Below are 13,461 nucleotides of genomic sequence, written 5' to 3'. Positions count from 1 at the left end.
CCACTATATATACTCTTAAACCAATTACAGCCCACGCTCGGTTTGAAGTCTGCGAATATATTTTTGTGCTTCAGGCTGATTAAAGCCTGTTTCATCTCTGACAAAACGTACGATCATTTCCTGATCCTGACCGCTTCTGATCAGGTTGACTACCTGTTGCTCAAGTTTTTTATCATTACTTAGTCTGCCTGAGACATCCTGATGCATTTTTTTATTATTGTTCATCACCACAGCAATGATTAAAGCGAGCATCATCAGCGTCATAATTAATGCAACATAAACCATATAAAACGCCCTCCCTGACTGTTATTTTACATCAGGAAGAGCGTATGAAGGAAGTTATTTTACCTCGACTGTCCAGTTAAAGTCGTCAGGTCTTCTACCTGTCTGGATGCCCGTAATTGTGTCATACAGTTTTTGAGAAAGTTCACCAATATTGTGGTCATTGAAGACCATTTTTTTATCTCCCCAGTTCAGCTCGCCAACCGGTGAAATGACAGCTGCTGTCCCTGTTCCGAACGCTTCTTCAACCTGACCCTTTTCATATAAGTCATGCAGCTCGTCGATCGCAATCCGGCGCTCAGTCACAGGAATGCCCCAGCAATTCAGCACTTCAATAATAGACATACGCGTAACACCTTTTAAAATGCTGCCGCTCAAAGCAGGTGTGACCACTTCTCCATTGATTTTGAAGAAAATATTCATGCTGCCCACTTCTTCAATGTAGCGTTTTTCAATACCGTCAAGCCATAGCACGTCTGCGTTCCCTGTTTTTTTAGCACCGGCCTGCGCCTGATAGCCTGATGAGTAGTTTCCTGCTGTTTTTGCCATACCTGTTCCGCCTTTTACAGCGCGCGTGAACTCCTGCTCCACGTGGATCGTGACCGGCTTCAGGCCACCCGGGAAATAAGGGCCGACCGGTGAAAGCAGAATCATCATCCGGTATGTTTTAGACGGACTGACTGCAAGGTTCGGTTCTGTTGCAATAATAAACGGACGAATATATAAAGAGTGTCCCGGTGTAGATGGTACCCAGTCTTTTTCAAGCTCGATCAGTGTTTTCAGATATTCAAGCACCCCCTCTTCATCAACCGGCGGAATGCTGAGGCGTTCGCCTGACAGATTCAAGCGCTCAAAGTTTTTCTCAGGACGGAACAGAAGGATCCGGTCGTCTTCTGTACGGTAAGCTTTTAATCCTTCAAAAATCGTCTGTCCATAGTGAAAAATCATCGCTGCAGGATCGAGTGTCAGCGGTGAGTAAGGTGTGATCCGCGCATCATGCCAGCCTATCCCTTCTTCATACTCCATAATGAACATGTGATCGGTGAACGTTGTACCAAAAGGAACCCCCGCAGATGGCTTCTCTTTCAGCTGTTGTCTTTTTACAATTTCTAATGATTTTGTCTTCATCTGTCATAACTCCTTTTTTGGTTCTTTATTTGAACCATTGTACACAGAAGTTTTAGTGATTAAAAGTGCTAAAGTGAAAAAATTCAGAAATAATTGTATTTTTATAGCGGGCGTTTTGACAGGGTTCAGAATAAAACACTTGATGTTCGACGAAAAAGACGTAGGGTTCGGCATTAAGCGTGAACACTTCGACAGTTATCCATGAATCTCCAACACTCATCACCTAATCTTCGACACTCCATGACATTCGACCCGCATAAAAAAGCTCCACCCAACTGCTTTAATCGCCGCGGGGGGGGGAACCTCTTATTCTTTCTTTAACACTTTGTCTACAAACTCTTTCAGCACACGCGCTGTCAATCCCCAGATCACTCTGCCTTCATAGTGATAGAAGTACTCTGAATACTGCCTCGTCTGCCACTTATATTCCCGACCATTGGCAATCAGCTCATAAGGAAAGCCATCTTCAGGTTTTACTTCCACTTTAATCATATGTTCATCCGGTTTTTCGTTTAGAAAGTAGGAAAGGGGCACTGTGAATACCTCTTCCACTTCTGCAGAGTTCGGCTGGATTTCGGATTCATGATCAATAAATCCGACATACGTACTGATCGTCATCCCAAAAGGTGATACCAGTTTCCCAAAGGAGTAGACGCGTCCAATCGATGCGTCACCCAGTCCTAATTCTTCCTGAGCTTCGCGGATCGCTGCACCCTTTGCACTATCGTCATCACGATCAACTTTACCGCCAGGGAAGCAGATTTCTCCCGGCTGCCTCCGCATGGTCAGCGAACGCACTTCAAACAGCAGATGAAGTCCACCTTCTTTTTTAATAAAAGGGATTAAGATCGAATAATTTCGTACGGCTTCTTCCCCGAGAATAATTGGTTCATGCGCCTGAAGCCGTTCAATGATTTTATGTTCTTCCATGTCATCAGCCCCGTTACTCTTTTCCTTAACTATATCAGAGTTTCATACCCAGCAGTCAGTTGACCACCTACCGGATATGTTAAAGAAAGCGGCCATGCCGGAAAAAGTGATCGATCAGTCCGGCAGTTTCCGGCTGATGATGAATCTGCTTATGATGGTATGGAAGAATCAGAAAATCTTTTATATCCGGCAGCCAGACTGATGCCGTTTCAACACGTCCATCGTTGCGCTGCCTGAGCATTTTACCGAGTAGAAGGCCTGCACGGTCACCTGCAATGGCTCCGACTTCAACATTTGAAGCTGCAAACGGATACCCGCTAATGAAAGCAGGGGTAATTGAAAAAAGCGTTTTATATACTGTTGTAAAAGGACGGATCAAATGAGCAGCGCCAGCGAGACCGCTCCCCTGATTCGGCGCGGCAATTAACACAGCACGCTTAACCTTACTCGCACATTCAGGGTCTGAGAGCACCTTACGAATAACAATGCCTCCTGTACTGTGACCGACTAGGAATACTTTTTCATCATCATGTATTTTATGTTTCAGCAGACCTGAAAGCACCTCTGCCGCGCGTTCAAAAGGATGATATCTGAGCTCAAATGAAAGGGTAATACAGTCATAACCCTTCTGACTCAGAAAGCGCTCAAGAGGATACATATCTACTGCTTCTTTATTAAACCCATGAATTAAAAACACTTTTGCACCCATCTGTTGAAAGCCCCTTTCTTCATCTGAATATCACGACCATTACATATCAAAAATAATGACACAAATATAATGCGCAGCCTAGTATATGCGCATACAAAAAACTGCCGGTGCTCCCGGCAGTTTCTCAGCTATTTGTCTGCAGTGCAGCACCTGTTGAATGTCTGACAACAAGTTCAGGCTCGACAGCAACTGTACTGGACTCGATATGATTTTTAATCAGATCAAGCAAAATGTGAGCAGCCATTTTGCCCATCTTTGCTTTATCCTGTCTGATCGTCGTCAGCGGCGGTTCCACATATCTTGCTGGCAGAATATCATCACACCCGATAATAGAAATATCATCAGGCACGTGAAGTCCGCGCTCTTTTGCAGCTTTCATTGCGCCAATTGCCATAAGGTCCGCACTTGCAAAAACAGCAGTCGGTGTATCCTCAAGGTCAAGCAGACGGTGCATCCCGTCATATCCACTCTTTTCGAAGAAATCACCTTCGTAAAACCATTCACTTTTCATCGGAAGACCGTAAAACTTTAGCGTCTGCTTGAATGCGCTTAATCTGGAATCAGCAACAAGAGAACCATTTGTACCGCCGATATAAGCAATCTTTCGGTGTCCGTTCAGATAAAAATGTTCAACGACTTTTGCTGCAATACTGTTACTGTCACTCATGACATAGCTTGAAAATGGTCCGGTCAGTTCAATATCCACACCTACACAGGGAATTGGACTCTGATCAAGCTCATACACTGAGGACTCAATCTGATCACCAGCAATAATCAGGCAGCCATCTACATCAAAATGCTGGCATCTGGCAAGATAGTTTTCCCGCACTTCAAAGAATTGTTCATTTGAAAATAAAATAAGGTCATAACCAAGCTGACCGATTGTTTTTTTGAATTCGTTGAGCACTTCAACAAAAACCGGATGGGTTAAATCCGCGTTAACCCGTCCGGCAAATACTACACCAACTACGTTGGTTTTTTTATCGTTGATCATGCGTGACTGGGAAGGACGATAGCCTTCACGTTCCATAATTTCTATGACGCGCTTTCTCGTTTCCTGCCCGACATCATGATAGTTATTAATGATTTTAGAAACAGTAGCCTGAGAAACGCCGGCTAATTTGGCGATATCTTTTATGGTTACCTTCATTTTCTTAGACTCCCCGGTCTTCAGCACACTCAACTCTTTACAGCCCCTTGTGTAAGGCTGCTGATAAACGCTTTGTTGAATAGCAGGAAGACAATAATTAATGGTACTGTTGCCCAGAATGTACCTGATAATATCATACCATAATCACGGCTGTAAGAATCATTAAGTGCACGAAGCGCTACCTGTAAAGTATGACTTGACTGGTCCTGAAGTACCACTAACGGCCATAAGAAGTCGTTCCATACGTTCATGAAGACGATGATACCAAGTGTTGCGAATGCAGGAAGAATTGCTGGAGTAACGATGTTCCAATACACTCTGAAAATCGAGCATCCATCAATACGCGCTGCTTCAATCAACTCATCAGGTACAGCTTCTTTAATATACTGGCGCATCCAGAAGATCCCGAACGCGTTGATCAGACCCGGCACAATGATCGCCTTCAGGTCACTTAACCAGCCAAGCTGACTGATGATATAGTAAGTCGGAATTAATCCCAGCTGAGGCGGGATCATCATTGTAATCAGAATCAGCACGAATAGTACGTCTCGCCCTTTGAACTTAAGCTTCGCAAAAGCAAAACCTGCTAATGAACATAAGAAAAGGCTTCCGGCAGTAACGGCTACTGATACAATCAGTGAGTTCATCATTGCTCCAAAGAAATCAATTTGTCCAAGTACATTCGTAAAGTTTGTTACAAGCTCAGGCCCCGGCAGAAGAGCAGGAGGCGTCTGATTGATTACGTGATTCGGCTGAGTCGCCATGACAAACATCCAGTAGAACGGGAATAGTGAAACGAGTCCGGCGAAAATCAGTAAGCCGTACAGGACGAATCTTCCCGGTTGCTTTTTAGGTTGATTAGCTGTTGCTGGTTTCATTTAAGCCTTCCTCGCTTTCCCGCGGCCAAGCCGGTTTGTAATTAACAGGTTTAATACCGAGAACACCATGATGATGACAAACAGCACGATCGCTGTTGCAGATGCTGTTCCAAAGAAGTTACTTTCAAAAGCATCACGATACAGATAAGCTACAACTGTAATCCCTTCCGGACGAAGGTTTCCGTTAAAGAAGATCAGCGGCTCTGTGAAGATCTGCAGTGAGCCGATTGTTCCCATAAATACTGTAAACAGAACGAAAGGTTTTAACATTGGCAGCGTAATATAACGCAGCTGCTGTCGAAGTGTTGCGCCATCGATTTTTGCAGCTTCATATAAATCATTTGAAATACTCTGCATTCCTGCAAGGAAAATGATCGTATTATAACCAACCCAACGCCAGAAGATCATCGCTGCAATCGCAATTTTTGCCCCCCACTCAGACTGGGTGAAAACAATTGGATCAACACCAAAGAGGCCAAGAAAGCTGTTAACTAATCCGAATGATTGATTGTTAAAGATAATACTGAACAGAATCGCTACCGCTACAATTGATGTTACGTATGGCATAAAGATAGCTACTCTGAAGGTATTCTTAAAACGAAGCACCTGTGAATTCAGTGCATATGCAAGTAAAAAGGCTACAATTAGCTGCGGCACAGTCCCCAAAAGCCCAATCACTACGGTGTTATAAATCGACTTCCAGAAGACCGGGTCATTGAATATAATTGTGAAGTTGTTAATACCGTTATACGTCATTTCTCCAAGGCCATTCCACTTAAAGAAAGCAAGATAGAAGCTGAACAGCATCGGGAATAAGCCGAAAATCGCAAAGAGAATGAAAAACGGAGAGATAAACAGATAGCCTGCTAAACTATGCCGCTTTTCTTCAGTGAAAGATCGCCTTGCTTTTTTTTCAGTGTATTTCTCAGATTTTGATACCATTTTACAAGGTCATCTCCTTTTAATGAAAAGGGCAAGGAACCGGCTAAAGCGGACCTCACCCTTAGTAAATCTTATTTACTCACGCTCAAGACGCTGTTTGATTCTTTCCATTGCATCTTCCCACTCCTGGTCAGGGTCTCCGCCGCTGCTTAATACGTTATCAAGCGCCATCATAATTTCACCTTGTACAAGCAGGTAGTTACGTCCTTTGTACACATCATTTACTTGCTCAGCAGCTTCTGCAAATACAGCTGCAGTATTGATGTCACCAAAGTACTCATCTGTATAACTTGTAAACTCTTCCTCTTCATATACAGCTGGTGTTGAAGGGAATAGCCCCATATCTTTAAATGACTCAAGCTGGTTTTCAGGAGATACTAACCACTCGATGAATGCATAAGCTTCTTCCTGCTGCTCTGACTCTTCAGAGATCGTCAGGTAAGAACCACCCCAGTTACCGGCACCTTCAGGCATTGTTGTGATCATCCACTCTTCAGAATCAGGTGCATTTCCTTTTACAACACCCTGCATCCAAGCTGGTCCAAGAAGTGTTGCGTAAGAACCTTCAGCCATACCCTGACCCCATTCAGGTGTCCAAAGCGGCATGTTTCCAACAGCATCTGCCTGAATCAGCTCTACTGTGTAGTCGTATGCTTCACGAATTTCAGCATTTTCTTCAACAATCAGTTCATTATCACGGTTGAAGTAATGTTCAGATGCCTGATCACGCTTAGCGTTGAAGATCAGCTCTGCATTATCTACAACCGGCTTGCCAGTCGCTTCAGCAATGTCTTTTGCAAATGTTGCGTATTTATCCCAAGTATCAACTTCTGCAGCAAGTTCTGCCGGATCAGTTGGATAGCCCGCTTCTCCTACTACGTCTGTACGGTAGTACATCGCAGTTGGTCCGATATCAGTTGGCAGTCCAAACTGGAAATCGCCTTCAGCGTTTCCGCCTACGTTCCAGACCCAATCAAGATAGTTGTCCTGAACGTCTCCTGCACCAAGGTCATAAAGGTTCACGAAACGATCCTGTGCATCGCGGTAACGCTCAATTTCCCCAACCTCGATCATTGCGATATCAGGTGCTCCCTGACCTGCTGATAGTGCAGTGAATAAGTTGTTGTGGTGGTCACCCATTTCAGTTGTCTGAATGTTGATATCAACATCCGGATTTTCTTCCATATAAGCTTCTGCAAGCTTTTCATAACCTGTTGTACCGAATACCCACATATCAATTGTGCCTGAATCGCCACTGCTTCCTGCTGTCCCGCTATCCCCTTTATCACTTGAACATCCTGCAAGTATCGCCATTACTCCCCCAGCTACAAGTCCTGCTTTTAGTACCTTTTTCATTCCTTCATCCCCTTAAGTATGTTGTTTTTGAATCTTTAACCCATTGTTCACAATAACCTGCTGAAACCATTTAGCACTTTCTTTTGGAATTCTCTTTTGTGTCTCAAAATCAACATATACCAGACCAAAGCGTTTGCAATAGCCGAATGCCCATTCAAAGTTATCAAGGAAGCTCCAGGCAAAATATCCTTTTAAGTCAACACCTGCATCAATCGCATCCAGGCATGCATCAAGATGCTCCTGTAAGTATTGAACACGTTCAGGATCCTGAACTTCTCCATTAGTTACTTCATCATCGTATGCTGCTCCATTTTCAGTTACATAGATGACAGGGTTATCATAATCATTTTTCAATCTGATAAGCAGATCGGATAATCCTTTTGCGTATACTTCCCATCCCATTGAAGTACGTCTGTGGCCGCCACCTTCATGTCCGGCTTCAAGCCATGCGCCAGGCTGATGAGTCAGGTAGGAAATTGAATAATAATTAATGCCCAGGAAATCTACAGCTGCTGACATTGTGTCCAGGTCTCCGTCTTTTACGAAAGAGAAGTCTGTGTACACGCTGTAGTGTTCAAGCATGTCTGCAGGATATTGTCCTTTGAATACCGGATCGAGGAACCAGCGATTCAGGAAACCATCCCATCTGAGAGCAGCTTCTTCAGATGAAGCGCTTTCATTAAATGCGTAAGAAGAATTCAGATTCAGTGTAATGCCGATCTCACCCGGAAGCTGTCTTTCTCTGAAGCGTTTAACAACGACTCCGTGTGACAGAAGCACATGGTGTGCAGCTTTCAGAAACGCCGGAATATCACGATAGCCCGGTGCGTGTTCTCCTGAACCATATCCAAGCCAGCTGACTACCCATGGCTCATTGTGTGTAATCCAGTTTGAAACCCGATCGCCGAAACGGTCAAAAATAACATCACAATAATGAGCAAACTCTTCAACGATGTCTCTGTTCATCCATCCGCCTTTATCCTGAAGCGCCTGTGGAAGGTCCCAGTGATAAAGGGTTACAGCCGGCTTAATTCCCTGCTGTTCAAGCTCCGTTAACAGGTTATCGTAGAACTGAAGCCCTTTTTCATTGACAACTCTGTCACCGTTCGGGAAAATTCGTGACCATGAAATCGAGAAACGGTACCATGGTACATTCAAATCCTTCATTAACTGTACATCTTCTTTATAGCGGTTAATGTGATCACATGCGACTTCACCATGATCTCCATTTAAAACCTTACCTGGATTCTTACAAAACTGATCCCAGATTGATTCTCCTCTTGTCTCTCTTCCACCCTCTATTTGAAAGGAGGAAGTTGCAGTACCCCATACAAAATTCTCAGGAAACTTTCTCATAGCCACCATCCTCAAAAACTCCACGAAAATTTTTCGCTTTATTTTTTATTTAAGTAAAATGTTTCGTTAATTTGGATTTTAAACTGTATGTAAAGCGCTGTCAATACATTATTTTCAGTTTTTTCCGCAATTATTCTAAAGTTATAACGAAAAACTTTCGTAAATAGACAAAAATACTGCTGCATCAATATTCGATGCAGCAGTACATGTATGTTACAAATTATATTTCTTTTTAAATCTTTCTGCACGACCGTCTTTATCTGCAAATTTCTGACGCCCTGTATAGAACGGATGTGTATCTGAGCTTACTTCCACTTTCAATAGTGGATACGTATTGCCATCTTCCCATTCAATTGTTTCATTTGATCCTTTCGTTGATCCAGTCAGAAACTTATAGCCGCTATTTGTATCCATAAATACGACTTTGCGATATTCGGGATGTGTATTCTGTTTCATATATAGTACCTCCTGTTTGTTTAAATCGTAACGATTACGCTTTATATTAAAACATGAATGACTCATCGTTGCAAGTTACTTGTTTCTCACAAACCTTCTATAGAATGAAGTTTTTTGTTTTGTGCTAAACTTAAAGGAATGAATTGATTATGAAAGGTTGATATACATGACAAATACAATCAAACTGACTTCACTATCTTCTAAAGGCGGATGCGGCTGTAAAATCGGACCTGCTGATCTCTCTCAGGTTCTGAAAAACCTTCCGCAGGCAGTAGCCGACCCTAATCTGCTCGTAGGACTGGATACAAGTGATGATGCAGGCGTTTATAAAATTAATGATGAGACTGCTCTTGTTCAAACACTTGATTTTTTCACTCCAATCGTCGATGACCCTTACGATTTCGGTCAGATTGCTGCTGCAAATGCGATCAGTGATGTATACGCAATGGGCGGTACACCGCTAACTGCGCTGAATATTGTTGCGTTTCCAATTTCAACGCTTGATAAAAGCATTCTGACAGATATTCTTCGCGGTGCCGGTGATAAGTTAAAAGAAGCTGGCGTTACGCTTGTAGGCGGCCACTCAATTGATGATCAGGAACCAAAATTCGGCCTTGCTGTAACAGGTACAGTACATCCGGATAAAGTAAGAGCAAACACCGGTGCGAAGCCTGGAGATAAATTGATTTTAACGAAACCGATTGGTGTGGGTATTTCGACGACAGCCCTGAAAAATGGCTTGCTGACAGAAGATGAAAAACAAAACGTTACAAAAGTAATGGCTACACTGAATAAACAGGCTGCCGAAACGATGGCTGACTTTGATGTTCGCGCAGCAACTGATGTAACCGGATTCGGCCTGCTGGGGCACGCGTCAGAAATGGCTGCTGGTAGCGGAGCAGGGATCCGCATTTTCAGCAGCAGGGTTCCTGTGTTACCACGCGTTCGCGAGCTTGCTGAAGGCGGCACAATTCCAGGCGGCACGAAAAATAATTTTGCTCATTTAGAAGGCAAAGTCATGTTCCCTGATGCAATGGATCAGATTGACCGCTATATTTTATGTGATGCTGTCACATCGGGAGGTCTCTTGATTTCAGTATCTGAGCAGGAGGCGGACCAGCTGCTTGCTGAGCTGCGCAAGCATGACGTGGATGCCTATATCATTGGAGAAGTGGTCAATGAACATAGCGGAACAATCAGTATACAATCATAATTCGGAAGGTGAACAGTTTGACTAGAGAAATCAGCTTAAATGATTTGATGGATGCGCATGAACATAACGAAAGAATTCTCGTCGATGTACGTTCTCCAGGTGAATTTGAGGAAGGTTCTATACCAGGAAGTGTGAATATCCCGATTTTTGATAATGAAGAGCGTGCAGAAATCGGAACCATCTATAAACAGGTTGGACAGGAAGCTGCAAAAGAACGTGGTCTTGAAATCTTTGCTGCCAAACTGCCGGCGTTTGTAAAGCAGTTCAAAGCCCTGGGAGGTCCTGTTTCAGTATTTTGCTGGCGAGGCGGTATGAGAAGTAAAACGGCGGCGACAATGACTGAACTGATGGGCGTTGATGTGAACAGACTGACAGGCGGAATCCGCACCTACAGACAGTGGGTCGTGAAGTCACTTGAAGATTATGAGTTCAAACCAGAGTTACTTGTGTTAAACGGCTATACAGGGTCAGGGAAGACAGTAATTCTGAACCAGCTGAAAGAAGAAGGCTACCCGGTAATTGACCTCGAGCAAATGGCCGGACACAGAGGCTCAGTGTTTGGTCAGATCGGACTGAATCCGAGTAATCAGAAAAAATTCGACTCACTTCTTATAACTGAACTCCGAAAGCTGAAGGATTCCCCTTATATTCTGATTGAAGGGGAAAGCAGAAGAATCGGACGTGTGCACATGCCGGAATTTCTTCATCAAAAAAAAGAGAAAGCACCACAACTGTTTCTTGATCTTCCTGCCGATGTTCGTGTACAAAACATCCTTGAAGATTATCAGCCTGATGATGTGCCTGAACAATTCATGGAAGCATTCGGGAAGATCGAGCGCCGGATTCACACGCCAATTTCCCGGGAAATACGTCAGTTCCTGACGAATGGTGAGTTCAGGGAAGCATTCCGTTTATTACTGGTTCATTATTATGATCCAAGATATGAGCATGCGATCAGTTCGCAGGATGGATCACATACATTTATTAAAGCCGAATCAATGGATGAAGCTTATGAGAAAGTAAAGGAAGCAGCGGATTCATTCCGTTACTCAGCAAGCCGTCAGCATTAATGACGGCTTCATTTTTTAATTTAATCATTTAGCAGGTGATGAATATGAATCTTTTGTGGGTCGGCCTTGGCGGGGCTGCCGGTGTATTGCTGAGGGCCTCAGCTGGTGCGCTTATACAAACCTCCTTTCCTTTTTCGACATTAATTGTGAATCTGCTTGGCTCTTTTTTACTCGGGATGCTTACGACAGCCCCATGGAAAATAAGTCAGGGCATCAGACTCGCTATTGTGACAGGCCTTATTGGCTCTTTTACAACACTTTCAGCCGTCAGTGCAGAGCTATTTGATTTTTTACGAAATGAACAATATGGATTTGCTCTTACATATTTTCTGATTAGCTTAACGGGTGGATTTCTACTCGCTTATGCAGGTATGAAGGTTGGCAGGAAAGCAGGTGGGAGTGTATGAATCTGGTATTACTTAGTGTTGGAGGCTTCCTCGGTGCAATGGCAAGGTACCAGTTGTCATCATATGGGAACAAACTCATGTCATTTATACCCTTCGGCACACTTATGGTGAATCTGCTCGGCTCTTTTCTTCTTGGTATCGTAATTGCAATTGAGTTGAACTCATCATTCAATGCCCTTTTTGCCACAGGCTTTCTTGGGGCTTTTACCACATTTTCAACAATGCAGACTGAAGCCGCCAAACTTTTTGAAGCAGATCAACGGCTCAGTGCACTGATTTATTTACTGGTTACATTCTTAGCCGGCACGCTTTTCGCGGCTTTAGGATACATGATAGTAAGCTTTTAAACGCGAAAAAATCTCTGGCTATCACCAGAGATGTCCGCAATGTCACTTATATGGGGAAGAAGATATGCCCTCTTAATCGCCAATTCGGGTAGTTGGATCCTTTTTCTTTAAGAAAGCCGCTGTCTTCCCGGCAGTCACTACAATGCAGCAAAATAGCGGTTCATTTCTCCGCCACCCCACCGTTGTTTTACGTGGTCACAAAGAATATTTACCCACGGTATTGAAAGTTAAAACCACCTTGGGCACATTGCTTCGACTGTCTGTTTAATATATACGAATATTGTTAGTTTATGACCCTTAATTTAAGTTTAGTAACAGCGATTTGTTATCTTAACACAGCTTTTTGCACAAAGTGGAAATCAACAGCCAACTTTAACAAAGCCACCAAACAGAAAATTTGAGAGGAGAATTGACGGTGAATCAGAAAGAAAAAGAAGCTTATATTATCAAGCAGTATCAGGAAGATGAGCAGGTAATGGTACGTATTTTTATCCAGTGGTGCCACGAACACAACCTGGATCCGGAAAGAGTCTATCATGAAGCTTACCCGGCACAAGCTCCTAACAGTCTGCTGAAGAAACTAAGTGAAGATGGTGAAAGCTTCGGAATGACAATTGACTCCGGAACGCTCATTCATGTATTACAGGTATTTGGCAATGATGAGCTTGCCTATGTGGTGTCAGAGTATGCTAAAAAATAGGCTCAGGCTGCTCAAGAAAGCAGCCTGAAAAATTGCCCCCACTCTTCCGGAAGCTGATCAATTCCCACTTCCTCTATTACTTCATCACCTGAAATGATCACCTGCCAATAGAGGTCCGGCATTTGCCCATCAGACTTCCGGCTGTTTTTTAACGTGCTGATATTCAGGTGTGAAAGCTTTTCTATTAACCTGGTTTTTTCAAGTTCATTTAGAACAGCAGGCTGCAGATCCACTTTTTCATGATTCATAACTCCTGATCGTAAAATCAGGCTCTGTTCAAAGTCCACTACCGTTCGATAGGATGTACCCGTCGTATCTGAAATCCTGATCTCCAGCTGTCTCAGTTTATTTTCCTTCAAGCCATTCACTCCATCTTACTTTTTATCTTTATTTTAACAAAAATACCTATTCATTTTCATCACTTCATCAGGTCCTTTAGACTCTTTTCAGATCATTTCTTTTTACACGCATGTCAAAAGATAATCGTGACATACGTACCCTTTCGATTTATGATAGAAATAATTAATCATTTCTTAT

The 13,461-nt window shown here is 43.3% G+C and carries 16 protein-coding genes; 5 read left to right on the top strand and 11 right to left on the bottom strand.

The genetic code is table 11. The annotated features are described in order from the left end of the window. Positions 1-24: 24 nt before the first annotated feature. From ACH6CZ_RS07155 to ACH6CZ_RS07110, 10 genes are all read right to left on the bottom strand, one after another. Positions 25-285, bottom strand: a complete 261-nt coding sequence (locus tag ACH6CZ_RS07155; protein ID WP_374096744.1) for a hypothetical protein — start codon at positions 283-285, stop codon at positions 25-27. 54 nt (positions 286-339) lie between these two features. After that, entirely contained in the window at positions 340-1,410 is a 1,071-nt protein-coding gene (locus ACH6CZ_RS07150; RefSeq protein ID WP_374096743.1) for a branched-chain amino acid aminotransferase, read from the bottom strand. A gap of 306 nt (positions 1,411-1,716) precedes the next feature. Then, positions 1,717-2,340 carry an NUDIX hydrolase gene (locus ACH6CZ_RS07145; RefSeq protein ID WP_374096742.1) on the bottom strand — a complete coding sequence of 208 codons (624 nt, stop codon included), beginning with the start codon at positions 2,338-2,340 and terminating at the stop codon, positions 1,717-1,719. Positions 2,341-2,419: 79 nt separating this feature from the next. Then, positions 2,420-3,049 (bottom strand): lipase family alpha/beta hydrolase, encoded by a 630-nt coding sequence (locus ACH6CZ_RS07140; protein ID WP_374096741.1) that lies wholly within the window; start codon positions 3,047-3,049, stop codon positions 2,420-2,422. A gap of 124 nt (positions 3,050-3,173) precedes the next feature. Next, positions 3,174-4,199, bottom strand: coding sequence for a LacI family DNA-binding transcriptional regulator (locus tag ACH6CZ_RS07135; RefSeq protein ID WP_374096740.1), 1,026 nt, complete (start codon positions 4,197-4,199; stop codon positions 3,174-3,176). A gap of 29 nt (positions 4,200-4,228) precedes the next feature. Continuing rightward, positions 4,229-5,077 carry a carbohydrate ABC transporter permease gene (locus ACH6CZ_RS07130; RefSeq protein WP_374096739.1) on the bottom strand — a complete coding sequence of 283 codons (849 nt, stop codon included), beginning with the start codon at positions 5,075-5,077 and terminating at the stop codon, positions 4,229-4,231. Then, positions 5,078-6,019, bottom strand: a complete 942-nt coding sequence (locus tag ACH6CZ_RS07125; protein WP_374096738.1) for a carbohydrate ABC transporter permease — start codon at positions 6,017-6,019, stop codon at positions 5,078-5,080. 75 nt (positions 6,020-6,094) lie between these two features. Beyond that, complete coding sequence (locus ACH6CZ_RS07120; protein ID WP_374096737.1) at positions 6,095-7,375, bottom strand: ABC transporter substrate-binding protein; 1,281 nt, start codon at positions 7,373-7,375, stop codon at positions 6,095-6,097. A gap of 12 nt (positions 7,376-7,387) precedes the next feature. After that, a complete protein-coding gene (locus ACH6CZ_RS07115; protein WP_374096736.1) occupies positions 7,388-8,731 on the bottom strand; it encodes a GH1 family beta-glucosidase in 1,344 nt (447 codons plus the stop codon). A gap of 213 nt (positions 8,732-8,944) precedes the next feature. Then, a complete protein-coding gene (locus tag ACH6CZ_RS07110) occupies positions 8,945-9,187 on the bottom strand; it encodes a type B 50S ribosomal protein L31 (RefSeq protein WP_374096735.1) in 243 nt (80 codons plus the stop codon). Positions 9,188-9,353: 166 nt separating this feature from the next. Here ACH6CZ_RS07110 and selD point away from each other — a divergent pair, with 166 nt between their 5' ends. The 5 genes from selD (at position 9,354) to ACH6CZ_RS07085 (ending at position 12,924) form a co-directional block, all read left to right on the top strand. After that, the gene (gene selD, locus ACH6CZ_RS07105; RefSeq protein WP_374096734.1) at positions 9,354-10,400 is read left to right on the top strand and encodes a selenide, water dikinase SelD; all 1,047 of its coding nucleotides are present in this window, start codon (positions 9,354-9,356) and stop codon (positions 10,398-10,400) included. A 17-nt stretch (positions 10,401-10,417) separates the two neighbouring features. Then, positions 10,418-11,470 carry a tRNA 2-selenouridine(34) synthase MnmH gene (gene mnmH, locus ACH6CZ_RS07100; RefSeq protein WP_374096733.1) on the top strand — a complete coding sequence of 351 codons (1,053 nt, stop codon included), beginning with the start codon at positions 10,418-10,420 and terminating at the stop codon, positions 11,468-11,470. A 44-nt stretch (positions 11,471-11,514) separates the two neighbouring features. Next, a complete protein-coding gene (locus ACH6CZ_RS07095) occupies positions 11,515-11,877 on the top strand; it encodes a fluoride efflux transporter FluC (RefSeq protein ID WP_374096732.1) in 363 nt (120 codons plus the stop codon). Next, entirely contained in the window at positions 11,874-12,224 is a 351-nt protein-coding gene (gene crcB, locus ACH6CZ_RS07090) for a fluoride efflux transporter CrcB (protein ID WP_374096731.1), read from the top strand. Before ACH6CZ_RS07095 ends, crcB begins: the two co-directional genes overlap by 4 nt. 415 nt (positions 12,225-12,639) lie before the next feature. Then, positions 12,640-12,924: a hypothetical protein gene (locus tag ACH6CZ_RS07085; protein WP_374096730.1), complete on the top strand. Its 285-nt coding sequence runs from the start codon at positions 12,640-12,642 to the stop codon at positions 12,922-12,924. Positions 12,925-12,935: 11 nt separating this feature from the next. Here the strand turns inward: ACH6CZ_RS07085 and ACH6CZ_RS07080 are convergent, their stop codons facing one another. Continuing rightward, positions 12,936-13,283: a hypothetical protein gene (locus ACH6CZ_RS07080; RefSeq protein WP_374096729.1), complete on the bottom strand. Its 348-nt coding sequence runs from the start codon at positions 13,281-13,283 to the stop codon at positions 12,936-12,938. Positions 13,284-13,461 lie beyond the last annotated feature (178 nt).

Origin of the sequence: Jeotgalibacillus sp. JSM ZJ347, assembly GCF_044383825.1 — a bacterium.
Classification (GTDB): Bacteria; Bacillota; Bacilli; order Bacillales; family Jeotgalibacillaceae; genus Jeotgalibacillus.
Note: the sequence above shows the minus strand (reverse complement) of the source record. Positions and strands in the feature narration are given on the sequence as shown.